Source organism: Rhodoferax bucti (assembly GCF_005876985.1).
GTDB classification, from domain to species: Bacteria; Pseudomonadota; Gammaproteobacteria; order Burkholderiales; family Burkholderiaceae_C; genus Allorhodoferax; species Allorhodoferax bucti.
Genome location: NZ_VAHD01000001.1, coordinates 937705 through 963368, shown reverse-complemented (window position 1 = coordinate 963368; position 25664 = coordinate 937705). Strand labels below are relative to the sequence as shown.

General features: G+C 62.1%; 25 protein-coding genes. 10 read left to right on the top strand and 15 right to left on the bottom strand.

Features of this window, described 5'->3' with window-relative positions; all coding sequences use genetic code 11:
• Positions 1 to 187: 187 nt before the first annotated feature.
• Complete coding sequence (locus FDM28_RS04585) at positions 188 to 2515, bottom strand: ATP-binding protein (protein ID WP_138513467.1); 2328 nt, start codon at positions 2513 to 2515, stop codon at positions 188 to 190.
• Positions 2516 to 2662: 147 nt separating this feature from the next.
• On the opposite strand from FDM28_RS04585, the gene FDM28_RS17595 reads away from it, so the two are divergent.
• The 3 genes from FDM28_RS17595 to FDM28_RS04575 all read left to right on the top strand — a co-directional run bounded on the left by FDM28_RS17595 (position 2663) and on the right by FDM28_RS04575 (position 5520).
• Positions 2663 to 2803, top strand: a complete 141-nt coding sequence (locus FDM28_RS17595) for a hypothetical protein (RefSeq protein WP_170211589.1) — start codon at positions 2663 to 2665, stop codon at positions 2801 to 2803.
• Between the two features lie 13 nt (positions 2804 to 2816).
• The gene (locus tag FDM28_RS04580) at positions 2817 to 3422 is read left to right on the top strand and encodes a glutathione peroxidase (RefSeq protein ID WP_138513465.1); all 606 of its coding nucleotides are present in this window, start codon (positions 2817 to 2819) and stop codon (positions 3420 to 3422) included.
• A 214-nt stretch (positions 3423 to 3636) separates the two neighbouring features.
• Entirely contained in the window at positions 3637 to 5520 is a 1884-nt protein-coding gene (locus FDM28_RS04575) for a phosphoenolpyruvate carboxykinase (GTP) (protein ID WP_138513463.1), read from the top strand.
• Positions 5521 to 5604: 84 nt separating this feature from the next.
• Here FDM28_RS04575 and FDM28_RS04570 read toward each other — a convergent pair whose 3' ends face one another.
• The gene (locus FDM28_RS04570) at positions 5605 to 6012 is read right to left on the bottom strand and encodes a hypothetical protein (protein WP_138513461.1); all 408 of its coding nucleotides are present in this window, start codon (positions 6010 to 6012) and stop codon (positions 5605 to 5607) included.
• 130 nt (positions 6013 to 6142) lie between these two features.
• Here FDM28_RS04570 and FDM28_RS04565 point away from each other — a divergent pair, with 130 nt between their 5' ends.
• Together FDM28_RS04565 and FDM28_RS04560 are read left to right on the top strand one after the other, a co-directional pair.
• A complete protein-coding gene (locus FDM28_RS04565) occupies positions 6143 to 7105 on the top strand; it encodes a LysR family transcriptional regulator (RefSeq protein ID WP_138513459.1) in 963 nt (320 codons plus the stop codon).
• Positions 7102 to 7908 (top strand): metallophosphoesterase, encoded by an 807-nt coding sequence (locus FDM28_RS04560; RefSeq protein WP_138513457.1) that lies wholly within the window; start codon positions 7102 to 7104, stop codon positions 7906 to 7908. Before FDM28_RS04565 ends, FDM28_RS04560 begins: the two co-directional genes overlap by 4 nt.
• A 90-nt stretch (positions 7909 to 7998) precedes the next feature.
• Here FDM28_RS04560 and FDM28_RS04555 read toward each other — a convergent pair whose 3' ends face one another.
• Complete coding sequence (locus tag FDM28_RS04555; protein ID WP_240791889.1) at positions 7999 to 8925, bottom strand: DNA ligase; 927 nt, start codon at positions 8923 to 8925, stop codon at positions 7999 to 8001.
• 98 nt (positions 8926 to 9023) lie between these two features.
• On the opposite strand from FDM28_RS04555, the gene FDM28_RS04550 reads away from it, so the two are divergent.
• A complete protein-coding gene (locus FDM28_RS04550; RefSeq protein ID WP_138513455.1) occupies positions 9024 to 9446 on the top strand; it encodes a universal stress protein in 423 nt (140 codons plus the stop codon).
• Between the two features lie 52 nt (positions 9447 to 9498).
• Here the strand turns inward: FDM28_RS04550 and FDM28_RS17590 are convergent, their stop codons facing one another.
• The 6 genes from FDM28_RS17590 to FDM28_RS04525 form a co-directional block, all read right to left on the bottom strand.
• Positions 9499 to 9657, bottom strand: a complete 159-nt coding sequence (locus FDM28_RS17590; RefSeq protein WP_170211587.1) for a hypothetical protein — start codon at positions 9655 to 9657, stop codon at positions 9499 to 9501.
• A gap of 140 nt (positions 9658 to 9797) precedes the next feature.
• Entirely contained in the window at positions 9798 to 10781 is a 984-nt protein-coding gene (locus FDM28_RS04545; protein ID WP_138513453.1) for an aldo/keto reductase, read from the bottom strand.
• Positions 10782 to 10866: 85 nt separating this feature from the next.
• Positions 10867 to 11835, bottom strand: a complete 969-nt coding sequence (yjfF, locus tag FDM28_RS04540; protein WP_138513451.1) for a galactofuranose ABC transporter, permease protein YjfF — start codon at positions 11833 to 11835, stop codon at positions 10867 to 10869.
• Positions 11832 to 12884 (bottom strand): ABC transporter permease, encoded by a 1053-nt coding sequence (locus FDM28_RS04535; RefSeq protein WP_240791888.1) that lies wholly within the window; start codon positions 12882 to 12884, stop codon positions 11832 to 11834. Before FDM28_RS04535 ends, yjfF begins: the two co-directional genes overlap by 4 nt.
• An 11-nt stretch (positions 12885 to 12895) precedes the next feature.
• Positions 12896 to 14434, bottom strand: coding sequence for a sugar ABC transporter ATP-binding protein (locus FDM28_RS04530; RefSeq protein WP_138513447.1), 1539 nt, complete (start codon positions 14432 to 14434; stop codon positions 12896 to 12898).
• Positions 14435 to 14510: 76 nt separating this feature from the next.
• Complete coding sequence (locus FDM28_RS04525) at positions 14511 to 15476, bottom strand: ABC transporter substrate-binding protein (RefSeq protein WP_138513446.1); 966 nt, start codon at positions 15474 to 15476, stop codon at positions 14511 to 14513.
• 372 nt (positions 15477 to 15848) lie between these two features.
• Between FDM28_RS04525 and FDM28_RS04520 the strand changes: the two genes are divergently transcribed.
• Positions 15849 to 16769 (top strand): aldose 1-epimerase, encoded by a 921-nt coding sequence (locus FDM28_RS04520; RefSeq protein ID WP_138513444.1) that lies wholly within the window; start codon positions 15849 to 15851, stop codon positions 16767 to 16769.
• A 68-nt stretch (positions 16770 to 16837) separates the two neighbouring features.
• Here the strand turns inward: FDM28_RS04520 and FDM28_RS04515 are convergent, their stop codons facing one another.
• Positions 16838 to 17479 carry a TetR/AcrR family transcriptional regulator gene (locus FDM28_RS04515; RefSeq protein WP_138513442.1) on the bottom strand — a complete coding sequence of 214 codons (642 nt, stop codon included), beginning with the start codon at positions 17477 to 17479 and terminating at the stop codon, positions 16838 to 16840.
• A gap of 53 nt (positions 17480 to 17532) precedes the next feature.
• Positions 17533 to 18450, bottom strand: coding sequence for a LysR family transcriptional regulator ArgP (locus FDM28_RS04510; protein WP_138513440.1), 918 nt, complete (start codon positions 18448 to 18450; stop codon positions 17533 to 17535).
• An 85-nt stretch (positions 18451 to 18535) separates the two neighbouring features.
• Here FDM28_RS04510 and FDM28_RS04505 point away from each other — a divergent pair, with 85 nt between their 5' ends.
• On the top strand, positions 18536 to 19867 hold the full coding sequence (locus FDM28_RS04505; protein ID WP_138513438.1) for a D-amino acid dehydrogenase: 1332 nt from the start codon (positions 18536 to 18538) through the stop codon (positions 19865 to 19867).
• A 178-nt stretch (positions 19868 to 20045) separates the two neighbouring features.
• Here the strand turns inward: FDM28_RS04505 and FDM28_RS04500 are convergent, their stop codons facing one another.
• A complete protein-coding gene (locus tag FDM28_RS04500) occupies positions 20046 to 20981 on the bottom strand; it encodes a LysR family transcriptional regulator (protein WP_138513437.1) in 936 nt (311 codons plus the stop codon).
• A gap of 212 nt (positions 20982 to 21193) precedes the next feature.
• Between FDM28_RS04500 and aptA the strand changes: the two genes are divergently transcribed.
• Both aptA and FDM28_RS04490 read left to right on the top strand, forming a co-directional pair.
• Positions 21194 to 22570 carry an omega-aminotransferase AptA gene (aptA, locus tag FDM28_RS04495; RefSeq protein ID WP_420853003.1) on the top strand — a complete coding sequence of 459 codons (1377 nt, stop codon included), beginning with the start codon at positions 21194 to 21196 and terminating at the stop codon, positions 22568 to 22570.
• Positions 22571 to 22657: 87 nt separating this feature from the next.
• Complete coding sequence (locus FDM28_RS04490; protein WP_138513434.1) at positions 22658 to 24163, top strand: CoA-acylating methylmalonate-semialdehyde dehydrogenase; 1506 nt, start codon at positions 22658 to 22660, stop codon at positions 24161 to 24163.
• Between the two features lie 124 nt (positions 24164 to 24287).
• On the opposite strand, the gene FDM28_RS17585 is transcribed toward FDM28_RS04490, so the two are convergent.
• From FDM28_RS17585 to FDM28_RS04480, 3 genes are all read right to left on the bottom strand, one after another.
• Positions 24288 to 24461 (bottom strand): hypothetical protein, encoded by a 174-nt coding sequence (locus tag FDM28_RS17585; protein ID WP_170211585.1) that lies wholly within the window; start codon positions 24459 to 24461, stop codon positions 24288 to 24290.
• A 152-nt stretch (positions 24462 to 24613) separates the two neighbouring features.
• A complete protein-coding gene (locus FDM28_RS04485; protein WP_420853006.1) occupies positions 24614 to 25060 on the bottom strand; it encodes an FxDxF family PEP-CTERM protein in 447 nt (148 codons plus the stop codon).
• Between the two features lie 63 nt (positions 25061 to 25123).
• Positions 25124 to 25621, bottom strand: coding sequence for an FxDxF family PEP-CTERM protein (locus FDM28_RS04480; RefSeq protein WP_240791887.1), 498 nt, complete (start codon positions 25619 to 25621; stop codon positions 25124 to 25126).
• Positions 25622 to 25664: the final 43 nt, after the last annotated feature.

Here is a 25664-nt window from a genome sequence, read left to right as displayed (position 1 = left end):
ATCTGCTGCGTAATAAGTCATGAATGAGCACATTTCACGCCCTGTTTTGGGCTCCAACGATGGAAGAAATGCACTCGCTTAGGGTAATCACGCACCAGCTAGGGGACTGGTTGACAGAAGTTTGAAAAAGTTTCAAAGAAGTTACCACGGGGTCTGCACCGCACCTGTCCCAGCGCACAGCCCGGCCTCAGGCGGTGAATCCCATGGAACGCCGCTCCCGCACCTCGGGCTTCAGGCGGTGTTCGGCCTCCAGCTGCGCCAGAAACTCTGCCTGTGTCATGGCAACACCCAAAATCTCGGCCTGGCGGCGCACCGCCGCGAAGTCCCCCAAGCTGAGCTGGTCCAGCTGGCGCAAGGCGTGGCGTATGGAGCCATCGACGCCAGCAACGTCCCCTGCACAGGCTTCCTGCACGAAAACGGCCTCCCGCTGCTCCGCGCTCAAGCAACGGAAACGGATTTTGAAAGTAAATCGCCGCAGGGCCGCTTCGTCCAGCCGGTCCATCAAATTGGTGGTGCAGATGAAGATGCCGCGGTAGCGCTCCATCCCCTGCAGCATTTCATTCACTTCGCTGACCTCGTAGTGCCGGTGCGCGCCCCGGCGGTCCTGCAAGAAGCTGTCGGCCTCGTCGAGCAGGAGCACGGCCTGCTCCGCCTCGGCCTCGCGGAACATGGCGGCCATGTTTTGCTCGGTTTCCCCCACATACTTACTCATCAAATCGCTGGCGCGCTTGATGAGCAGTGGGCGCCCCAGCTCACCGGCTATGTGCTCGGCCAGCGCTGTTTTACCGGTGCCCGGCGGCCCATAAAAGCACAAGGTGCCATGCCCACGCACCTGCAAAGACTGCACCATGGCCGGTAGCGCAAACCGGCTCTCTATATGGAGGTAGCGCAAGTCGTACTGGCTGAGTGCGTTGGGGCGGGCGGCGGGGGCTGCCGTGTTGCCCAGGGCCAGATCGGCATTTTTGAGTTGCCGGTCCATCAAGGCTTCCATCAGCGCGCCATCCATTGCCTTGTCTTCTTGGGCGCTCAAGCGGGCAAACCGGGCTGCCGTGCGGATTTGCGCCGGAGTCAGGCCCTTGCGGCCACTCAAGCGGGCCACAAACGCATCACTCACCGCAATGCCCTCCAGCGTTTTGCGCACAACGCCTTCCCGCGCGCCAGGCGGAGGCGATTTGAGCTCGAGGTGAAAGGCGAACCGGCGGCGAAAAGCCGGGTCAATCTGCTCGATGCGGTTGGTGACCCAGATGGTGGGGACCGGGTTGCTCTCCAGTATCTGGTTCACCCACGCCTTGCCGCTCACGCTGGCACTGGGCGTTGCCGCATGGGCGTCAGCACGTGCCATATAGTGCGCGGCCTCCGTACTGAGCGGGGGGAAAACATCTTCCACCTCGTCAAACAACAGCGCCGCCTGGGCGCTGCCTTTCAAAAACACCTGGGCAATCTGCAGGGAACGGTAGCGGTCGCGGCCACTGAGTGAGTTGCCATCGCGGTCCGCATGTTCGACCTCAAACAAGTCAAGCCCCGCCTCTTGGGCCAGCACTTTGGCCAGCTCGGTTTTACCTGTGCCGGGGGGGCCGTACAGCAAGATGTTGACCCCTGGCTCGTTGCGCGCCACCGCGTGGGCCAGCATATTGCGCAGCACCGAGGCCTCCTCGCCCACAAAAGCGAAGTCCGCCAAGGTCAAGTGCGTTTTACCTGAGAGTCGGGTAAAGACGGCCATCAGCTCCGACTGGTCCCGGTACTGGCGCATCAACACGGGGGGCAGCTTCTCGCTCACCTTCATCAGGTCCGCGAGGTCGGTGATGTTGTGCTCCGAGATCAGGTTTTCCACCAACCCGATGCGCTCCAACCGCGAGCCAGCGCGCAAGGCCTCGCTCAGCTCCTGGGCATTCACATGGGCCACTTCGGCAATGGCGGCGTAGGCCTCGGCCGCGTTGTTTACCTTGAACTCCACCAGAATGCTGCGCATATCTCGCTGGTAGCGGGCCAGCGTTCCGTACAGCAACAAGGCACGTTCTGCCTTGTTGAGCTGGAGCAGGCCCGCTAAGGCATTGATATTTTTTTCCACCAGGGTGGACTGTTTTTTCAAGGCCTGCTGCAACCACTCTCCGGTAACTGCCAGCACCGAAATCAGGTCCTTGGGTTGGTCTTTGGCGTATTCATCCAGAAAGAAAAACAGCGTGGCTTCGTCATAGGGGCCGCACCAGGTGCCGAAGCGGGTCAAAAACTCGGGCGCGCTCAGCGCCTCGTGCCCACGCCACAACTCATTGCCCACACACCGGCGGGCCAGGAATTCGCGCAGCCGGGCCAACACCGACACCGGCCAGACCAAGTGCCGCCCGGCCAAGCCGACCACCCCGTTGAAATCGCGCCGCACATTGAAGCTGGCGCCTTGGCGGGCTGCCAGGGTCAACACAAAATGGGAGCACATCAAATCCAGCACAGGCGCGCGCTCCAACCCGGGGGAAGGTAAAAGATGCCCGCCTTGCGGCAGAAACAAGGAACGCTTGGCCATTCAACGCCTCCGGCACTGCCTTGTGCCGGAATCACGATAGCGCAGGAACTACCTCCTTGCAACAACCCTTGGCAAGACACGGGGTGACGCCCGGGCACGCATACCGCTAAAATCCGGCGATACCAACGTACAACCTGAGGTTTGACTATGTCCGCACCCGCCCACTCTGACGACCACCACGCCGCCGACCCTGTTGATGAGGTCGTCCCCTTGATGCCCGTGGTGCTGCCCATCGTGGGCGCGGTTCTGATGTTTTTGCTGGCGTTCATTGCCGTGTCCATGGCCTGAAGGCCCTGCCGCCATGTACAGCACCTTGCGTGCTCCATCGCGGATGACACTCTGTACAAAAGCGGCTTCGGCCGCTTTTTTATTGCTCATCGCCCACACCGTGCTTGCAGCGCCACCGCCGCCCCAAGCGCCGTCCTGCCCCGCCCTCTGGCAAAAGACCATGCCTCGCTTGCAAGACGACGCACCCCAAAGCCTGTGCCAGTTCAGCGGAAAAGTCGCCTTGGTGGTCAATACCGCCAGCTACTGCGGATTTACCTCCCAATACGAAGGGCTGGAACGCGTTTACGCGCGCTTCCAAGGCCAGGGCTTGGTGGTGTTGGGCTTTCCGTCCAACGACTTCGGCCAGCAGGAACCCGGTAGCAGCGCTCAAATTGCCGACTTTTGTTTCAACACCTACGGCGTGAAATTCCCGATGTTTGCCAAAAGCAAGGTCACCGGCAGCGCCAGCAACCCCTTGTTCAGAGAGCTCGCACAACAAAGCGGGCAAAGCCCCCGCTGGAACTTTCACAAGTACCTCATTGACCGCCGGGGCAAGGTTGTTGGCAGCTTTGCAAGCGAAACCCTGCCTGAAGACCCCCGGTTGCTGGAGCGCATTCAAAAGGCGCTGCAAAGTCCCTGACCACCACCCTACGCATAAACCCATGCATGGTTTGCATAAAATTGATTCGTAATCGCTTGGTAACTTGAGTACCTATCCCTAGAATCACCGGCACTCTCCGTCCTCCCGCTGCTGCGGGCAAGACCTTGAAAGCCGGTTTCTCAAAGTTCGTGGCAGTGCTGATGTCAGTGGCACCTGATTTTGAAAAGACGATTTTCAAACTTAGGAGCTTTTCATGAACGCACCCGTGATGCAGGGCCTGGCCCTCAACACCCCCAGCTACGTCAAAAACGCCAAACTCATTGCCTGGGTGGCGGACATGGTGGCCCTGTGCAAACCCCAAAACGTGTACTGGTGTGACGGCTCCGACGAGGAATACCAGCGCCTGTGCCAGCAACTGGTCGACGCCGGCACCTTCAAAAAACTCAACCCCGCCAAGCGCCCCAACAGTTTCCTGGCCTGCTCCGACCCCAGCGATGTGGCCCGCGTGGAAGACCGCACCTACATCTGCTCCGAGAAGAAGGAAAACGCCGGGCCCACCAACAACTGGATGGCGCCGGCCGAGATGCGCACCCTGCTGCAAACCGGCAAGGACGGCGAAAAAGCCCTGTTCGATGGCTGCATGGCCGGCCGCACCATGTATGTGGTGCCCTTCTCCATGGGCCCTCTGGGCAGCCACATTGCCCACATCGGCATTGAACTCTCTGACAGCCCCTACGTGGCCGTGAACCAGCGCATCATGACCCGCATGGGCAAGGCGGTGTTTGACGTGATTGGCGTGGACGGCCCCTTTGTGCCCTGCGTGCACACGGTGGGTGCGCCCCTGGCCCAAGGCCAATCCGATGTGAAATGGCCTTGCAACAAGACCAAGTACATCGTGCACTACCCCGAAACCCGCGAAATCTGGAGCTACGGTTCGGGCTACGGCGGCAACGCGCTGCTGGGCAAGAAGTGCTTTGCGCTGCGCATTGCCTCCAACATGGGCCGCGACCAGGGTTGGTTGGCCGAGCACATGCTCATCTTGGGCGTGACAAATCCCCAGGGCAAGAAGTACCACGTGGCGGCGGCCTTCCCCAGCGCCTGCGGCAAGACCAACTTCTCCATGCTGGTGCCACCTACCGGCTTCGAAGGCTGGAAAGTCACCACGATTGGCGACGACATTGCCTGGATCAAACCCGGCACCGACGGCAAACTCTACGCCATCAACCCCGAAGCCGGCTACTTCGGCGTGGCCCCCGGCACCAACTTCCACACCAACCCCAACTGCATGGCCAGCCTGGACAAGAACGTGATCTTCACGAACGTCGCGCTGACCGACGACGGTGACGTGTGGTGGGAAGGCATGGAGAAAGACACCGGCGGCCTGCCCGACCACCTGATCGACTGGCAAGGCAAGGACTGGACGCCCGCCATCGCCAAGGAAACCGGCGCCAAGGCCGCCCACCCCAACGCCCGCTTCACCGTGGCTGCCGGCAACAACCCCGCGCTGGACAGCCAGTGGGACGACGCCAACGGCGTGGCGATTGATGCTTTCATCTTCGGCGGCCGCCGCTCCACCACCGTGCCGCTGGTGACCGAAGCCCGCAACTGGACCGAAGGTGTTTACATGGCTGCCACCATGGGTTCTGAGACCACCGCTGCGGCCGTGGGCCAACAGGGCGTGGTGCGCCGCGACCCCTTCGCCATGCTGCCTTTCATGGGCTACAACATGAGCGACTACTTCCAGCATTGGCTCAACATGGGCGCCAAGCTGGCCCAATCCGGCGCCAAGCAACCCAAAATCTTCACCACCAACTGGTTCCGCAAAGGTGACGACGGCAAGTTCGTCTGGCCCGGCTACGGTGAAAACATGCGCGTGCTGAAGTGGATGATCGACCGCCTGGAAGGCCAGGCTGCGGGTGTGGAAACCGGCTTCGGCGTTGCCCCCCAGTACAGCGAAATCAACTGGACCGGTTTGGACTTCAGCCAAGCCCAATTTGACTCGGTGACCAGCCTCAACAAGGACGACTGGAAGGCTGAGATCGCCCTGCACACCGAGCTGTTCACCCAGCTCGCCTACCACTTGCCGAAGGAACTCGAAGAGACCAAGACCCAACTGGCGCAGCGTTTGGCTGCCTGAGCGGGTTGATAAGAAAAACAAAAAAGCCACCCGAGGGTGGCTTTTTTGCATCCGGTTCGTGAGCGTGAACCGGCGTGACAGCAATCAGGCTTCTGTCTGGCTGCGCAACCAAGCGTGTTGCAGCTCAGCCATGATGCGGGGGTCGTGGTGGGCGTATTCCCACATCTTTTCTTCCATGCGGCGCACTTGGTAGGCCTGCACGGCAGAAGCGATCAGGGTCGCCAAACCGGAAGACACTTTACGCAGCGGGGGCGCCAACAGGGCCAAGGCCGCAAATGCCACGGTCCACAAAGCCACCCAAGCCGCCAGCATGTGGCCGTCGACCCAAGTGTCGATCACCTGGTCTGCCACCACCAACAAGGCGGACAGCACTGCAGCCAGCAACATGCCGGACAGGGTACGGGAAGCTTCCACTTTTTCACGGCGTGCGCGGGGCGTACGGGGCTGAGCGGTGGAGTACGAGAAATAGGGGGTGTTGATAGCTTGTGTCATGGCAAACTCCTTGAAAAGGTTGATGCTCACTGGATAAAAATTTCTAAGATGGGCGAATCATAGGGTTTACCCCAGTGTCGTTCAACTTTATGTTGGTGATGCTTGGTATTCACAGAATTTATACTTCCCCATGGCCGCCCACCACATCAACCTCCGCACCTTCGACCTGAACCTGCTCAAGGTGTTCGATGTGGTCATGTCCGAACGCAGCCTGACACGCGCTGCCGAGCAGCTCAACCTCACCCAGCCCGCTGTCAGCAACGCCTTGCGGCGCCTGCGCGAAGCGCTGGACGACGAGCTGCTGGTGCGCAACGGCCGCACCCTGGAGCCCACCGCGCGCGGGCAGGAGCTGTGGCCCGCCGTGCGCGAAACCTTGCAAAAACTGCAGGCCTCCCTGGCGCCCAGCGTGTTTGAGCCGGCCGAAGCCACCAACACCTTTGTGCTCACCATGGCCGATGCCACCGCCGCCGAGCTGATGCCCGGTCTGGTCAAGGTGCTGGCGCGCGATGCGCCCGGCGTGTCGTTGCGGGTGGTCCCCCTGACCACCCGCGACCCCCGCAAGGTGCTGGAAGAAGGCGGTGCCGACTTGGCCATCGGCCACTTTCCGGCGGTCTTGGCCGACCTGACGGCGCGTGCGCAAGCCGGTGCCTCGGAGACCTTTTTGCACCACCGCCTGTTTGTGGGTGACTACGTGTGCGTGATGCGCAAAGACCACCCGCTCACCGTGGGCGAATTCACCCTGGACCGCTTTTGCAGCGCGCACCACATGCTGGTGAGCTTTTCCGGTCGCGCCTTCGGCTTTATTGACGAATCGCTGGTCAGCCTCAAGCGCACACGCCGGGTGGTGCTCACCGTCAACCAGTTTTTTACCGCCGGCAAAGTGGTGGTCCAGTCGGACCTGCTCACCGTGCTGCCCCGCCATTTTGTGAACGTCACCGGCTATGCCGACCAACTGGTCATCCGCGAACTGCCTTTCGCGGTGCCGCCGATTCAGGTCGATGCCCTGTGGCACCAGCGGCTGGACGGCGCCAGCCCCCACGCCTGGCTGCGGGCCCAGGTGGCGGCGCTGGGCGAAACCATTTTTTCCGCATGAAGATCCAGCTGCTCTCCGACCTCCATCTGGAGGCCCACCCCCATTGGCAGGCCACGCCGCTGCCCGGCGCCGATGTGCTGGTGTTGGCAGGGGATGTGGGCTCCTACCAGCCCGGCTCGCAGCTCGCCGGCGACGACTTCGGGCTGGAGCGCTTTTCGCCCCTGCACGACTGGCCGACTCCGGTGCTGTTTGTGCCCGGCAACCACGAGTACGACACGCTGAACTTTGACGCCGCACACACCCGTTTGCGCGCCACCTGCGAGCGCTTGGGCATCCACTGGCTGGAACGTGAAACTGTGTTGATGGAAGGCGTGCGTTTCGTCGGCACCACCCTGTGGACCGACTTTGACGCGCTCGCCGCCCAGGAGCCGCCAGAGCGCCAGCTCAAAGCCCGCGACAAGGCCTACCGCGCCGCCAACTACTACCTGAAGAAAACACTCACCACCCGTGCCGACGAGCCGTGGCTGGCAGACGGCTTGCGCGAGCAGGCCTTGGTCTGCCAAGCCTGGCTGCGCGAGGCCTTGGCAAAGCCGCATGACGGCCCCACGGTGGTGGTAACCCACTTTGCCCCCAGCCTGCGCAGTGCCGACCCGCGCTACGGCCTGGTGCCCGGCACCGCCGGCTTTTGCAATGCGCTGGACGAATTGCTCCCGCGGGCCGACCTGTGGCTGCATGGCCACCTGCACGCGCCCAGCGACTACAGCGTGGGCAATTGCCGGGTGGTGGCCAACCCGCTGGGCTATGTGCGCAAAAGCGAGCAGCTGGGCTACCGGCCGGAGCTTTTGATAGAAATCGGCACCTAGCGCACGTGCGCTATGCGCAATCAGCTATGAAATCAGGAGCAAAATGGGCATGAAGGCAGGCCCCAATCGCGAAGCGCGCACGCTCTTCCGTCAGCTCTCGGGCGCCTGCGCCGCCCGCAAATAGCTGGCAAACCGGGGCACGCCTTGCCCGGTGTATCCGCGAAACCGGAAGCTCACCCAGCTGCCCACCGCAGGCGGGTGTTGGCGCTGCGCGTCGGTGAAGCCCGTCCCCAGCTTGAAGCGTAGGGGCTTGCCACCATCGGCAGCCGGCATCTCCAGCCACAAGGCACCCATGCGTCCCTGCAAGCGCCCTTGGCCGGGCACATGCGCCACCACGTGGCCCTCTGCATCGTCAAACGGCTTGAGCTTGACCAGCTCAACCGAGCGGCCGGGCAAGTAGCGACCACCGGCTTGCTGCAGCATCAAGCCCTCGCCGCCCTCGGCCACAGTGCGCGTCAACAAGGCCTGCAAACTGTGCGCCGACGCCACCGGCTGCTGCGCCACCGCATGCACCCAGGGGTGGTCGAGTTGCGCAACCGCAGCGTGCAGAGCCATCTGCCGCGCGCTGAACACGCCGCCGTGCGCCGGCATGTCAAACACCATGTAGCGCAGGGAGCGCCACGCCGCGTCATCGGGCACCTGCTGGCGCACGGTGGACACCGCCGCCTCAAACTGGCCGCGGCCCGCCCACAGCTCGCCATCCAGTGGCGTGGCGGGCCAGCCGGCCGTGAACCACGCGGGCGCGGCAATGGCTTGCCCACCCCGCGTCCACAAGCGCTGGCCATCCCAGTAGGCACGGACTCCGTCGTACTTCTCACTCACCCGTGCATCTGCCAAGGGGTAGGCCGTGCGGTACACGCCGGCCAACATCAGCGGTGGCCGGGTGGGGGCGGCAGCGGGCGCAAGCGGTGCCTCTGCGCTCTGCGCCCACGCACTCTGGGGCCCCAGAGTGAAGGTAGCGGCCAAAGCCGTCAGGCATTGGCGACGGGTGCTCAGAGGCATGGGCGGGTGCGGCATGGTGTTCTCCCTGTGAACCGAACGGAATTCTTGACAAAGCTCAAGTTCGTGCAAGGCACAGGTTTTACACTGGACTTCTACACAACCGGAGATGCCTGATGAAGATTTTGCTCGCAGTGGATGGAAGCAGTTACAGCAAAAAAATGCTGGCCTACCTCAGCACCCACGAGGCCCTATTGTCTCCCGACCAGGAGTACACCGTGTTCAACACCCAGTCGGCTCTGCCCCCGCGCGCCAAGGCAGCCTTGGGCAAAGACATCGTGGAGCAGTACTACCGCGAAGAAGCCGACAAGGTGCTCGCACCCGTGGGCAAATTCCTCAAGCGCCATGGCATCAATGCCAAGCTCGAATCCAAAGTCGGCCCGGCCGGCGCCACCATCGCCAAGCAAGCTGATAGCGGCAAGTACGACTTGCTGATCATGGGCTCCCACGGCCACAGCGCGCTCACCAACCTGGTGATGGGCTCGGTAGCTACCCAGGTGCTGGCGCACTGCAAGACTCCGGTGTTGCTGGTGCGCTAAGCCCCACCCGCACACCCCTGCCAAAGCGGCCGCAGCTTCGTGCTCGGCCGCTTTATTTTTTTGGCAAAACCGCACTGACCAAGGCGCCGGTGGCCTGCACCCCGGTTTTCACCACCACCGCCCCCGTGGTGACAGCGGCATCCGCCACCGCCAGCACCGAGCAACCGCTGCACAAAAAAGCCAAGCCCACAGACCACCACCATCGTTGCATTGCGTCCCCTCATTGATTGCTGATGAGGGGCTTTCGACGCAAAACCGGCGGGGCTGAGGCCCTATGGAGCCAACTTTACCCCGCTGAAAAATAGCGGACACACAAGGCCCGGCACCTGCCGCACCCCAGCGCGGAGCGCGCTACCAGCGCTGGTGCACCAGCGGCTTGGCGTAACGCGCGTAGATGTCAGCCAAGGCCTGCATGGTGGCATCGGGCAACGCGGGCAAGTCAGCGGCGGCCACGTTGTCTTGCACCTGCGCGGGGTTCTTGCCACCGGGGATGGTGCAGGTCACCGCCGGATGCATCTGGATCCAGCGCAACGCCATTTGCGCCATGCTCATGCCCGCAGGCACCAGCGGGCGCATGGCCTCCACGGCCTGCAGGCCGACGTTGTAGTCCAGCCCCGAAAACGTCTCGCCCTTGTCGAAGGCCGCGCCTTCGCGGTTGAAGCCACGGTGGTCGTCGGCGGCAAAGGTGCTTTGCGCGCTCATCTTGCCGCTGAGCAAGCCGCTGGACAGCGGCAGGCGCGCGAGGATGCCCACACCGCGCTTTTGCGTCTGCTCAAACAGCAGCTCGGCCGGGCGCTGGCGGAACAGGTTGTAGATGATCTGCACGCTCTGCACGCCGGGGTACTCGATCGCCTTGAGCGCTTCTTCCACCTTCTCGACACTCACGCCGTAATGGCGCAGCTTGCCGGCTGCCACCAGGTCATCCAGCACGCCAAATACTTCAGGCATGTAGAACACCTCGGTCGGCGGGCAATGCAGTTGCAGCAGGTCGATGGCCTCGGTGTTGAGGTTTTGCAGGCTGCGTTCCACAAAGGCGGTGAGGTTGGCGCGCGTGAAGCCGGCGGCCACATGCGGGTCGAGGCGGCGGCCGGCTTTGGTGGCTACATAAAACGGCTCGCTGCGCTCTTTGCGCAGACGTGCCAGCAGGCGCTCGCTGCGGCCATCGCCATACACGTCGGCGGTGTCAAAGAAGTTGACGCCCAGGTCCAACGCACGGTGCAAGGCGGCCATGGAGTCCGCATCATCCACCGCGCCCCAGGTGCCACCGATGGCCCAGGCGCCGAAGCTGACGGTCGAGATGTTCCAGCCGGTACGGCCGAGGGGACGGTATTGCATAGGGTGTATCCGTTCAGCTTGCTATGGTTTCAGGAGCTGCCCACGCAATCCATACGTGGGCCAGGGGCCGATTTAATCCCAAACGCTATGCCCCTGGCTTGCGCCCGGCTTCAAACACCCGCTGCAGCACGCAGAACACGAAGAGCAGCGCGCCGATGACGATACGCGTCCACCACGAGCTCAGGGAGCCATCGAACATGATGAGGGTCTGGATGACGCCCAGCGTCAGCACACCAAACAGCGTGCCTGCCACGTAGCCCACGCCGCCGCTGAGCAGCGTGCCGCCAATCACCACCGCCGCAATGGCATCCAGCTCCAGCCCCACTGCGTGGAGGCCGTAGCCGGAGAGCATGTAGAAGGTGAACACCACGCCTCCCAATGCGGCACAGAAGCCGCTCAGCGCATACACCGCCACGTTGGTACGCGCCACCGGCAACCCCATGAGCACGGCCGAATACTCGGACCCGCCGATGGCGTACACCGTGCGGCCGAACTCGGTGCCGTGCGCGATGAAGACCGCAACAGCCAACACAGCCAGCGCGAGGATGGCGCTGATGGACACCATAGGCCCCTCGGACCAGAGATGGATGCGGGTTTGCGCCAGCACGGTGTAGGCCTCATCGGTGATGCTGATGGAGTCGATGCTGATCAGGTAGCACAGCCCCCGCGCCAGGAACATGCCCGCCAGCGTGACGATGAAAGGCTGCAGCCGGAAGCGCTGGATCAGCCAGCCCATGAAGGCGCCAAACAGCGTGCCCATGGCCAGCACCAGCGGAATCGCCACCATCAAGTCCCAATGCAGGTGCTGGACCAGCTTGGCCAGCACGATGGTGCTCAGTGCCACCACCGAGCCCACCGACAGGTCGATGCCACCGGACAGGATGACGAAGGTCATGCCCACGGCAACGATGACCAGGAAGGCGTTGTCGATCAGCAGGTTGAGGAACACCTGGGCCGAGAAGAAGCCGGTGTAGGACACGCCACCGAACACCGACATGGCGGCAAACAGCGAGATGGTGGCCGCCAGCGGAATGTATTTGCTCTGGAGCTTCATGCGTGGCTCCCTGTGGCAGGACGCACCACCCACCCGCGCACCGCGCGGCGGAATTCGGCGGACTGCATCAGCATCACCACGAACACTACAGCGGCCTTGACCACGAGGTTGATCTCCGGCGGCACGCCAATGGAATAGATGGTGGAGGTGAGCGTCTGGATGATGAGGGCGCCAATCATGCTGCCAGCCAGACTGAAGCGCCCGCCGGTGAGCAAGGTACCGCCCAGGGTAACGGCCAGGATAGCGTCCAGCTCCAGCAGGTTACCGGCGTTGTTGCCGTCGGCGCTCTTGACGTTGGAGCTGATGATCAGGCCGGCAATGCCTGCGGTCAGGCCACAGAAGGCGTACACACAGATGCTGATGAGCCGCTCTTTAACACCCGCAACCCGGGCCGCTGCGGGGTTGATGCCGATGGCCTGGATGAACAGGCCCAGCGCGGTGCGCGTGACGGCGAGGTGCATCAAGAGATACACAAAGCCCGCAATGAAGAGCGCAAACGGCAGGCCCCAGAGGTAACCGCTGCCAATGTAAAAGTAAGGCGGGTAGTAGACCGTGACGATTTGCCCGTCGGTCAGCAGCTGGGCCACGCCGCGGCCCGCCACCATGAGGATGAGCGTGGCAATGATGGGCTGCAGGCCAATCTTGGCGACCAGCAAGCCGTTCCACAGCCCGCAGGCCAAAGCGGTGAGCAGCGCACACACGATGGCCAGCCACATGGGGAAACGGCTGATGTGCTGAGCCACCCCATCGGTGATGACCAGCTTGCCGCCCACCATCAGGGTCGCTACCGCCGCACTGATGGCCACGGTAGCGCCCACCGAGATATCAATGCCTCGGGTGGCAATGACCAGCGTCATGCCTAGAGACACCAGCATCAGCGGCGCTGCGCGGTTCAGGATGTCGATGACGCTGCCGTACAGGTGGCCGTCGCGCCACTGCAGCATCCAGAAGCCGGGGTTCAGGCTAGCATTGACCATCAAGATCAGCACCAGCGTGACCACGGGCCACAACAAAGAGTGCAACTGCACCCGCTTCCAAAGAGAAGGCATGTTCGAAGTGCTCATACCTGCCCCGCAATCATGGCGTAGACCGCATGCTCGTCGGTGCCTGCGGGCAGTTCACCCACCTTGGCCCGGTCGCGTAGCACCACGATGCGGTCAGAGACGCGCACCACTTCTTCCATTTCCGAGGAGATGAACAGCACCGCCATCCCCTGTGTAGCCAAGGCCAGTATCTCGTTCATGATTTCCTGCTTGGCGGCAATGTCGATGCCGCGTGTGGGTTCATCCAATATCAGCAAGCTGGGCTGCGTAGCCAGCCAGCGGGCTAGCACCGCTTTTTGCTGGTTACCGCCGGAGAGCTGTCCGATGGGGGTGTCCACATCGGCGGTCTTGATGCCCAGGGCCTTCACATAGCCCTCGGCCAGCGTGGTCTGCTGCACCCGGCCTATGGCAGGCCACAAGCCTTGGCGGGCCTGCAAGGCCAGCACGATGTTCTCGCGTACCGAGAGCTCGGCAATGATGCCCTCGGCCTTGCGGTCTTCCGGGCACAGGGCCAGCCCTAGCTGGATGGCAGTAGCGGGTGAGTCCATGCGCACAGTTTTGCCGCCCAGCGTGATTTCCCCCGCATCGCTGCGGTCCAGCCCGAACAGCAGGCGCGCCAGCTCGGTACGCCCCGAGCCCAGCAGGCCACCCAGGCCCACCACTTCGCCCCGGCGGATACCGAGGTCTACCGCTTTCACATGGCCGCGGCGGTTCAGGGCCTTGGTTTGCAGCCACTCCGGCTCCGCTGCACGGGCGTCACCATCGGCCGCCTGCGCGCTGTGGGCAGCCGCCAACTCGCGGCCCACCATGGCGGCAATCAAGGCGTTGTGGCCCAGCTCGGCCGCCGGGTATTCGCCCACCAACTCGCCGTTGCGCAGCACAGTGATGCGGTCGCACAGCGCGTAGACCTGGTCCAGAAAGTGGGTGACAAACAGGATCGCCATGCCCTGGTCGCGCAGCTGGCGCAACACAACGTACAAGCGCTCCACCTCTTCGTCGTCCAGGCTGGAAGTGGGTTCGTCCAATATCAGCACTTGAGCCGAGATGCTCAGCCCCCGCGCAATGGCCACCATCTGCTGCACCGCCACCGAGTAGCTGGCCAGCGTCTGGGTGACGTCAATATCGAGGTTCAGGCGGGCCAGCAGCTCGCGGGCCTCGCGGTGCATGCGGGTCCAGTCGATGGCGCCGGCCCGCTGCCAGCCGTGGCGCGGATAACGCCCGGCAAAAATGTTTTCGGCCACCGACAGGTTGGCACAGAGGTTGACCTCTTGGTACACGGTGCTGATGCCCAGGCGCTGGGCGTCCAGCGTGGAGCTGGCGCGTATGGGCTGGCCGTTCAGGCGCATCTCGCCTTCATCGGCCGGGTAGACGCCGGTGAGCACTTTGATGAGGGTGGACTTGCCCGCGCCGTTCTGGCCCATCAGGGCATGGACTTCGCCGGCATACAGCCGCAGCCCGACGCCTGAGAGCGCCCTGACCGGACCGAACTGCTTGGCCACGCCGGAGAGCTCCAGCACGGGGGCCACCGCAGGAGCCGCTGGTGATGTGTGTGTCATGGTGTCGTGCAAAAAAGGCCTGCAGCCGAAGCCGCAGGCCAAAACGAATGACTGAAGCGAACTAACTAACGGGAGATCAGTACTGGCGGCTGGGGAACTCTTTGGCCGCGGTTTCCATGGGGTACACACCGTCTTTGCCGATGATGCGGCGCGCCACGGTTTTGCCGGCCACGATGTCTTTGGCGGTGGCCATCACCAGCGGGCCGAGCAGCGGGCTGCATTCCACGCTGACGTTGAGCTTGCCGGCAATCATGGCTTCGAACGCCCCCTTCACACCGTCCACCGAGATCACCAGGATGTCCTTGGCGGGCTTGAGGCCGGCTTCCTCGATGGCCTGGATGGCGCCGATGGCCATGTCGTCGTTGTGCGCGTAGAGCACATTGATCTTCTTGCCCTCTGCCTTCAGGAAGGCCTCCATGACTTCCTTGCCCTTGGCGCGGGTGAAGTCACCGGTTTGCGAGCGGATGATCTTGATGTTGGCGTTGCCCTTGATGGCGTCTTCAAAGCCCTTCTTGCGGTCGATGGCAGGCGCAGAGCCCACGGTGCCTTGCAGCTCCACCACGTTGATGTCACCCTTCATGGTCTTGGCGCGCTCCACCAGCCACTGGCCGGCCATCTCGCCTTGCTTCACAAAGTCGAAGCCGATGTGGGTGGCGTAGAGCGAGGTGTCTTTGGAATCCACCGAGCGGTCCATCAGGATCAATGGAATCTTGGCATCCTTGATTTCTTTGAGCACGGTGTCCCAGCCGGACTCGACCACGGGGGTCAAGGCGATCACGTCCACCTTCTGGGCGATAAAGGAGCGCAGGGCCTTGATCTGGTTTTCCTGCTTTTGCTGCGCGTCAGAAAACTTCAGTTCAATGCCAGCGGCAGCGGCAGCGGACTTCATGGAGTTGGTATTGGCGGTGCGCCATTCACTCTCCGCACCGATCTGGCTGAAGCCCACCACAATTTTCTTTTGCGCAAAGGCCGTCAAGGGGGTAGCGATGGCGATGGATGCGGCCAGGGCGGATGCCAGTACCGTGCGACGATGGTTGTTCATGTTGTCTCCTCTTTCGTTGTAGATGCGGGGAAATCGATTTCAAAGCAGCCGCCCGCGTTCGGCTACTTGTCTTCCCCTTCCACCAGACAACGTTTTCAAGCGACCCGGATGTGCAGGAGTGGCTGTCATCATATGAATCAAAAATATATCAATCTAATAGTTATTTAGATGTTTCTGATATCAATCGAATAATTCAGGTTTACCCTAAGTTATTGTTTTAAAAAGATTTATTGACTTAGTTCGCCTAGAAGACTAAATGTGGCCACTTGTTTTATTCATTGCAATTCAGGTATGTCAAAAGCCTGAATCGTGATTTTCTTTTCCACCGCCGCAGGACTAGCATGCGCCACCCCACCACCAGCCCACATTGCCATGCACCCGACGCCTGCCCCTTCCCACCCCATCCATTGGTTACAACATGCCGGCCAGCGCCTGGGCCTGATTCCCAGCCTGGGAGGCAGCGTTGCCGCCTGGCAGCGCGACACTGCGCAGGGCGTGCACGATCTCTGGCGCCCTTGGGCGGGCGCGGCAGACCTGTACACCACCGCGTCCTTCCCGCTCGTGCCCTGGTCCAACCGCATCGGGCAGGGCGGCTTCGTGCACGAGGGCCGGCACCACCCCATGCAGCCCAACCGCACTGGGGAGCCCTACCCCATCCACGGCGATGGCTGGCTGCAGCCGTGGGACATCCAGCAGCCCCGCCCCGACACGCTGGAGCTGCACCTTGAATCCCACCACTTTGGCGGCAACCCCTACCACTACCGCGCCCTGCAACGCTTTGTGCTGCGCGACGACGGCATGGACCAGTTGCTAGAAGTCACCCACCTGGGCGCAAGCAGCCTGCCCTACGGCCTGGGGCAACACCCGGCTTTTTTACGCACACCGCAGACGCGTTTGCATGCGGAAGTGGACGGGGTGTGGCTCAGCGGCGCCGACCCGATGCCCACCGGCTACACCACCGCCTTCCCGCCGGGGTGGGACCCAAGCGTCGGTATGGAGGTGAGTGGCAGCCTGATCGACAACGCCTACGCCGGCTGGAGCGGGCAGGCGCACATCGACTGGCCCGAGCACGCGCTGCGCTTGCACATGCGGGAGTCGGCCGTAGCCGCCCGCGGGCGAAAGGATGGGTTTTGCCTGCTGTACCGCCCACCCACTGGGGCGCACTTTTGCTTTGAGCCGGTGAGCCACCCCATCGATGCGTTCCACATGGAAGGCCGCCCGGGCATGCAGGTGCTGGAAATGGGCCAGACCTTGCGCCAAGCCGTGGAGTGGCGCTTTGAAGCACTCCTGTGACGCACCCGATGGCGTGCGCCAGCAATTTGCTATCAAATAGATAGCTGCTTGCGCATATTCTGCAAGCGCTAGCGGGTGTTTAAGCCATCAAAGCAGGTGGACATCACCAGGTCGATGATTTGCGCATCGGTGTGCTGGCCGCCCATGCGTAAGAACTCCAGCACCGGGTCGCAGGCGCGGGCGTACAGGGTGTAGAGCACGGCAATAGCCGGCAGCTCGGGGTTGATCAGCCCCTGGGCCTGGGCCGCTTCGATCCAGGCGCCCAAGCGGTCGCTCACATCCATCAGGCCATCCATATAGCCCTTGTGGCCCATCAGCGTGGCGCGCAAGGTGCTGTTCTGGCTGGGCAGCGAGGGCATCTCGCCGGCCAGTTTCAGGGCCATGGTCCAGCGCACCACCGCACGCAGGCGCTGCAGGGGCGACATGTCCTCCGGCAAGGTATCGAGAAAGGCCTGGGCCTGCCCCATCAGGTAGGCCATGGCGGCGGCGGCCAGGTCTTCCTTGCTGGGAAAGTGCTTGTACAAGCTGGCCTTGGCAATGCCCACACTCGCGGCCACCTCATCCACCGTCATCGCCTCGAAGCCTTTTTCGGCCAGCAGCAGGTTCACGGCGCGGATGATGGCGTCCTCGCGGGCCTGCAACATCTGCTTTTTGAAAGAGACTTTGGCAGGGGCAGCAGGCAGCTCGCGGGCGGCAGTAGGTTCGGTCATGCGGGTATTTTATGCCCCGCTGTCAAAAAATAGGCGCTTCGGCTACTTTGTGACTACTTGGTTTTCGCGCCCAGCAGCCGGATGGCCGCGCCAGACAAGGCTTGGGTGAGGCGGTCTATCACCTCAGAATCCAGGTTCCAGCAGTGCCAATACAGGTTGACCGGCAGACGGATATCGGGCGCCAGGTTAACGAGTTGGCCGCTCTCCAGCAAGCCCTGCACCAGCAACTCGGGCACGATGCTCGCCCCCCAGCCAGCCAGCACCGCGCGCACCTGCCCCTCAGAGCTGGGCACGAAGCGTTGGCTCAAAGACACCCGGCGCAGATTGAGTGCGCGGCTCACGAACTCGGTGGGCAGGTCGTCCTTGCGGTTGAAGGCCACAAACGGAATGCTGCGGAAGTTGTGCGGCGTCAGCCCCTGCGGGCAGTGGGCCGCCGCATAGTCGGCACTGGCCACCACCACATACTGCATGGCGCCCAGCGACTGCACTTTGCAGCCCCGCAGCGCCTGCTTCAAGGTGGTCACGCAGCCGAGCACCTGGCCTTCGCGCAGCCACTCGTGGGTGAAATCCTGATCATCAGTGATCACTTCCAGCGGCAGGCCATCGTGCACCAGCGGGTCCAGCGCGGGCAGGGCCCAGGTGGCAATGCTGTCGGCGTTGATGGCAATCGAGATGCGCTCGTCCTCCCGCACCGCACCGGTGCTGGGGGCCAGGTCTTTGAGGTCGGTTTCCAGGTCGGCGCGCAACAGGCGCATCTGCATGGCGTGCTTGATCAGCAAGCGCCCGGCCGACGTGGCCTTGACCGGGCGGCTGCGCACCAGCAGCACCGTGCCCACCTGCGCCTCCAGCGCCCTCAGCCGCTGCGAGACGGCGGATTGGGTGATGGAGAGGCGCACGGCTGCGCGCTCGAAGCCCCCCTCTTCGACGATGGCGGCCAGGCATTCGAGGGCGTCTGAGTCAAAAGTGCGCATGGTTTTCTTTATTAATCCAACTAATGTTTTCGCAAACCAGTTAATTTTACTTTTACAAGTCTTCGGCTTCCCTGACACTGCGCGGATGAAAATTATTGTTCTCGGCGCAGGCACCATCGGCGTATGCACAGCATGGCATTTGCTGGAGCTCGGCCACGAAGTCACGGTGGTGGAGCGGCAAGCCGGTGCCGCACTGGAAACCAGTTTTGCCAATGGCGCGCAAATCTCGGTGAGCTACTGCGAGCCCTGGGCCAACAAGGACGCCCCGCTCAAAGCCCTGAAATGGATGCTCAGCAAGGAAGCGCCCCTGCTGTTCCGCCCCCAAAACCCCTTCGGCCCCGGCCTGCACCAGTACAGCTGGGGGCTGCAGTTTTTGGCGAACTGCAACGATGCCGCCTTTGAGCGCAATGTGCAGCAGCTCGTGGCCCTGGGTGCCTACAGCCACGCCGCCCTCAAAGAGGTGGTGGCGTCTACGGGCATCGAGTACAACCGGCTGGAGCGCGGCATTGCCCACTACTACTGCGACCAAAAGTCGTTTGACACTGCCGGCGAAGCCGCTGCGCTGATGCGCAAGTACGGGGTGAACCGCCAGGTCATCAGCAAGGAAGAGTTCTTCAAGATCGAACCGGCCTATAAGCAGTTCGCGCACCAGATTGTGGGCGGCACCATCACCCCCAGCGATGAGTCGGGCGATTGCCTGGTCTTCACCCAGGAACTGGCCCAGCGCTGCGTGGCGCGCGGCGCCGAGTTTTTGTACGAGCACAGCGTGGAGCGTCTGGAGACGGCGGGAGACGCTATACATTCGGTAGCAGTGCGCGCACTGTCTGCGGGCGCCAAGGGCCGGAATGTGCCCGGTTCCATCCGCCTCATCAAGGCCGACCACGTGGTCGTGGCCGCCGGCTCTTACACCGCGCCGCTGATGCGCACTGTGGGTGTGAACCTGCCTATCTACCCCGGCAAGGGCTACAGCGCCACCTTCAAAATCCTCAAGCCCGAGCTGGCACCGTTTGTCTCCACCATCGACGACGCCAAGAAAGTGGCCATCAGCCGCCTGGGCGACCAGCTGCGGGTGGCCGGCACCATCGAGGTGGGCGGTTTTGACCTCACGCTGGACTCCTCGGTCGCCCAAGCCCGATGCCATATGCTGTCCCGCCGGATTGAAGAAGTGCTGCCCGGCGTGTGCGACACCCGCACCGAAGCGCAAGGCGGCCAGCCCAATTACTGGACCGGCCTGCGCCCCGCCACCCCGACCAACATCCCGTACATCGGCCAAAGCCCGGTGCGCGGCCTGTGGGTCAACGCCGGCCACGGCACGCTGGGTTGGACGCATGGTGCGGGTTCAGGCAAGGCGATTGCCGAGCTGATCCACGGCAAGAAGCCGGAGATGAACTTCAAGTTTTACGGAGCGCAGGCCTAACCTTGCGTCTTTTTGGGCACGGCTCAACACTGTGTCTGGTGGGAGCTAGCGGAGTAGGCGTTCTGCTCCGTGTCCCCCGGCCGCTTTGCGGCCTCCTCCTTGACCTGCGCAGAACGCCTACCCCGCCAGCTCTGGCATAGGTTTAGGGAAATCCTGCGCCAATACCGGCTACGACTCTTCAGTTCGCATGCACTTTTTCCAGGCACTGCTGGAACGCCCTTGTCGCACGGCTGGCTTGCGGTGACTTGCGCGTGATGGCGAAGAACTGGCAAGCGTAGCTCAGCAAATCAGGCCGCACGGCTTGCATCAAGCCCCGGCGCACAAAGCTCTCGGCATAGTGATCGGGCAAAAACCCCAAGAACTGGCCTGAGAGGATCAGCGTCGCGATCGACTCCTGATCAAACCCCGTGGCACGGCGTGGCAGGCGCATGCGCTGGCTCAGCTCCATATTGGGGGAGTGGTAGCCCAGCCCCGCAAACTCGTGTTGGGGCAAGGTGTCCCAGCTCAGGGCGCTCTGGTCGGCGTTCCACAGCGCGTGACGGGTGCCGCAGTAGAGCAGCATGTGCTCGTCAAACAGCGGGGTGTAGTCCAGCACGTCCGACGCACGGTGGCCGGGGATGATGCCCACATGGAACTGCCCGTCCAGCACCCCGCGCTCAATCGCCGTGAGCGTAGCGACGTGCAGGTTCAACCCCACATCCGGAGCCTCAGCGTGGAAGTGAGCGATGGCTTCGGCAATGTGGCTGGCAGGGTTGCTGGCGGTTTTGTCGAACACGGCCACCTGCAGCTGCCCCCCCATACGCTGATGGATTTCGTCCACGCTGCTGCGAAAGGCATCGGTGGCGGCCAGTAGCTGGGTGGTCTGGGCGTAGATCTTTTCACCCTCGGCGGTGAGCGCAAAGCCGGCCCGGCCACGCCGGCACAGGGTGAGGCCCAGGCGGGTTTCCAAGTCTTTAATGTGGCGGCTCACCGTGGACGTGCCGATGTTGAGTTCCAGCTCGGCGGCAGCCATGCCCCCGCAATCCACCACCGCCTTGAAGACGCGCAGCAAGCGCAAATCCATATCGCTGATCTGGCCGAGGACGGCTTTGGCTTTTGTGGGGGAAGCTTTCATCGCAGGGCCGCCCCAAGATGAGGCTTTGGGGTTTTACCAAAGGCGCCCCCTCGGGGGGCCGCGACCCGCATGCAATAGGGGAGCGTAGGGGCGAAGGTTACTTTCATAAACTGCCAAGTAAATAGTGCTATTTGTTAATTCATAAGAGTAACAGGAGCCACCACAATGCACCATCGCCCCTGTGGCATGTCCCTCTGAAACGGAGTCCTCTCATGAAGCTCAACGACACCAGCAGCCCCGCCATTGGTGAAGCCATTACCAGCGCATCCAAATTCCCCATGTCCCGTGAGTGGATGGAGTCGCACTGGATGGCCTTTACCGGCAACCGCGATTTCAAAGCCAATCCGCGCATGATGGTGAGCGCCCAAGGCGCCTACTTCACCGACTCCAACGGCAAAAAGATTTTCGACGGCCTATCGGGCCTGTGGTGCGCAGGCTTGGGCCACGGCCGCCGCGAAATCACCGAGGCGGTGAGCAAGCAGATGGCGACCATGGACTACTCGCCCGCCTTCCAGTTCGGCCACCCGCTGTCGTTTGAGTTGGCCAACAAGATTGTGGAACTGACGCCCGAAGGCCTGGACTATGTGTTCTACACCGGCTCCGGCTCTGAGTCGGCCGACACCGCGCTCAAGATGGCCCGCGCCTACTGGCGTGCCAAGGGCATGGGCAGCAAGACCCGCCTGATTGGCCGCGAGAAGGGTTACCACGGCGTGAACTTTGGCGGCATTTCGGTGGGCGGCCTGCCCGCCAACCGCAAGACCTTTGGCCAGGGCATTGAGGCCGACCACCTGGCTCATACGCAGCTGGCGTCCAACGCCTTCAGCAAGGGCCTGCCCGAAAAAGGCGGTGACATGGCTGACGAACTGCTGCGTCTGATCGCGCTGCACGACGCTTCCAACATTGCGGCCGTGATCGTGGAGCCCATGTCCGGCTCGGCCGGCATCGTGGTGCCGCCGGTAGGCTACCTGCAGCGCCTGCGCGAGATCTGCACCCAGAACAACATCCTGCTGATTTTTGATGAAGTGATCACCGGCTTCGGCCGCCTGGGCGCCTACACCGGCGCAGGTTACTTTGGCGTGGTGCCGGACATCCTGAACGCTGCCAAGCAAATCACCAACGGCGCGCAGCCCCTGGGCGTGACGGTGGCCAAGAAAGAGATTTACGACACCTTCATGGCGCAGGGCGGCCCGGACTACATGCTGGAATTCCCCCACGGCTACACCTACTCCGCCCACCCCGTGGCCTGCGCGGCCGGCATTGCGGCGCTGGACCTGTTGGTCAAGGAAAACATGATTGAGCGGGTGAACGCTTTGGCTCCCTACTTTGAAAAAGCCGTGCACAGCCTGCGCGGCGCCAAGCACATCACCGACATCCGCAACCTGGGCCTGTCCGCCGGCTTCACCCTGGCCGCCGTGCCCGGCGAGCCCGCCAAGCGCCCTTACGAGGTGGCCATGCGCTGCCTGGACAAGGGCTTTTACGTGCGCTACGCCGGTGACTGCATTGCGCTGGCGCCGCCCTTCATCACCACCGAGGCAGAAATCGACAGCCTGGTCAACGCCTTGGGCGAGGCCATCAACGAAACTGCCTAAAGCGAACCATCCACTCGCTATTCTTTTTATAGCTACTAGCGCACATTCCTCGTGCGCTAGCAGCCCTTTTGACTAGTAAACCCCTCTATGTCCCAACTCCTAACAGTCGGCCACCTCATCGGCGGCAAGATCATCACCACCGGCGAACGCGCCCAGGACGTCTTCAACCCCGCCACCGGCCAAGCAGAAAAACGCGTGCTGCTGGCCCCCAAAGCCACGGTAGAAGAAGCCATTGCCAACGCGCAAGCCGCCTTCCCTGCCTGGCGCAACACCCCCCCGCTCAAGCGCGCCCGCGTGATGAGCAACCTGAAAGTCTTGCTGGAAAAGCACGCCGAAGAACTCTGCGCCCTCATCACCGCCGAACACGGCAAGGTGCTGAGTGACGCCTTGGGCGAACTGCAGCGCGGCATCGAGAATGTGGAATACGCTTCCTACGCGCCCGAGCTGCTCAAAGGCGAGCACAGCAAAAACGTGGGCCCAGCTATCGACAGCTGGTCCGAGTTCCAGGCGCTGGGCGTGACCGCCGGCATCACCCCCTTCAATTTCCCGGCGATGGTGCCTTTGTGGATGTGGCCTATGGCGGTCGCCTGCGGCAACACCTTTGTGCTGAAACCGTCTGAGCGCGACCCCAGCTCCACCCTGCGCGTGGCCGAACTGGCACTGGAAGCCGGCCTGCCACCCGGCGTGCTTAACGTGGTCAACGGCGACAAAGAAACCGTGGACACGCTCTTGCGCGACCCGCGCGTGAAGGCCGTGAGCTTTGTGGGCTCCACCCCGATTGCTGAATACATCTACGCTGAAGGCTGCAAGCACGGCAAGCGCGTGCAGGCCCTGGGCGGCGCAAAAAACCACGCGGTGGTCATGCCCGACGCCGATGTAGCCAACGCCGTGAGCGCGCTCATGGGCGCGGCCTATGGTTCTTGCGGCGAGCGCTGCATGGCCATCCCGCTGGTGGTGGCGGTGGGTGACGCGACCGCCGACGCGGTGATTGAAGGCCTGAAGGCCGAGATCGCCAAGATGAAAGTGGGCCCCGGCACCGCTCTCGGCATGGACATGGGCCCGCTGGTTACAAAGCCGCACTTTGAGAAGGTGAAAGGCTATGTGGACCAGGGCGTGAAAGAAGGCGCCACGCTGGTGGTGGACGGACGCAGCCTGAAGGTAGCAGGCCATGAAGACGGCTACTACCTCGGCCCCTGCCTGTTTGACAACGTCAAACCCGGCATGGTGATCTACCAGGAAGAAATCTTTGGCCCCGTGCTGGGCGTGGTGCGCGTCAAAACCTTGCAAGAGGCCATGGACATGATCGATGCCCACGAGTACGGCAACGGCACCTGCATCTTCACCCGCGACGGCGAAGCCGCACGCTACTTCACCGACAACATCCTGGTTGGCATGGTGGGTGTGAACGTGCCGCTGCCCGTGCCTGTGGCCTACCACTCGTTCGGCGGCTGGAAGCGCAGCCTGTTCGGCGACCTGCACGCCTACGGACCCGACGCGGTGCGCTTCTACACCAAGCGCAAGACCATCACCCAGCGCTGGCCCAGTGCCGGTGTGCGTGAGGGGGCAGTGTTCAGCTTCCCCAGCAGCCGCTGAGACTGAAACCGGTGGCAGCGTCGACTGCCACCCGGTGTTTTCAGCTGCTGCACTAACGAAAAAGGGCTTGTCATCAGACAAGCCCTTTTTCGTTAGAAGGCTCCTCAAGGAGCCGTGTGGCGCTTTACTTGAAGCGACGGCGAGCGATGGTGGCCATCAGGCCCAACCCCACGGCCAACATGGCCAAGGAGTTGCCGTCAGTGGTTGCCACGGAAGTCAACAAATCAGCACCGGATACCTGCACAGCCCAAGCAGGCGCAGCAGTAACGGCAATAAGCATCAACGACTTGAGTTTCATAAACCCCCCTTGGTGAATGTGTGACAAATTAAGTATTAACCCTATGCTGCATTGCACCAATAGCCCAAATGGACTAAGGGCCCCTTGTCGCTTACACAAACAAAAAGGGCCTGCGAAAACGCAGGCCCTTTTTGAAGAAAGTTAGATTCGAATTATGCAGCGCGCTTGGAGAAGCGGCGGCGAGCAATCGCACCCATCAAGCCCAAACCAGCCAAAAACATGGCGTAGGACTCTGGTTCTGGAACGGGTGTCACGGAACCGTTAAAAGCGGAGACTGTACCCAGTGAGTTAGGGGCAGGTGTGCTAACACCAGTCACCTTAAGGGTGTAAGCCTTACCGCCCACCAAAGAGACGGTTGTGCTATTCAAGTCGCTAAAAAACGCGAGGTAATTTCCGTTCAATTTAGAAGCTGAAACGCTAGCGATCGATGCTGAGCCATCCCACAAAGAGAAAGACAAGGCAGAGAACTGGCTCCCCATACCGCTGAGCCGCACCACCAGGGTATTTGCCGCATCGGGAGTCACCAAAAACGACTCGGTAAAGGCACCACTACTCGCTTCACTAAAGGTTGCAGTAGTTGTTGCTGCCTGGGCAGTCATCGCCGTCGCTGCAATAGCTGCAATACCGATCGATTGAAGAAATTTTTTCATGACTACTCCCGATTATTTAGATTGGCGACGACGAGCGATCACACCCATCAAGCCTAAACCGGCCAATAACAAAGCATAGCTTTCAGGCTCTGGCACGGGCGCCAGAGTGACTGTGTAACTGCCGATATCGCCGGTGCCACTCAACTTAAACCAGTAGCTTGCGCCGGGGGCCAAGGCAAACGTTGTCGAATAAGAGGCAACACCGAAGCCGTCTACCACGCCATTCAGAGGCAGCGATTGTGTGGGCGTACTGTAAGAACCCAATCCAAAGATGACGCTTGTCGCTAGACCAGTTCCGACGTAATCAACACCGATGTAGGAGCCAGTGATGCCAGAAAAACTGCTTGGCAAGGTAAAGGTATAGGTATCTTCGAATGAGCCTACGAAGTCGACCGTATTGGCGTAGCTCGAATTCAACGGTCCGATGTTGACGATCGCAGCATGGGACACGGCAGCGGATGCCATCAACATTACAGTTGCAGCAGCTTTTTTAAGGAAATTTAGGATCACGAGTTACCCCCTATATGTATAACTGACGCGTAGTCTCACTGAA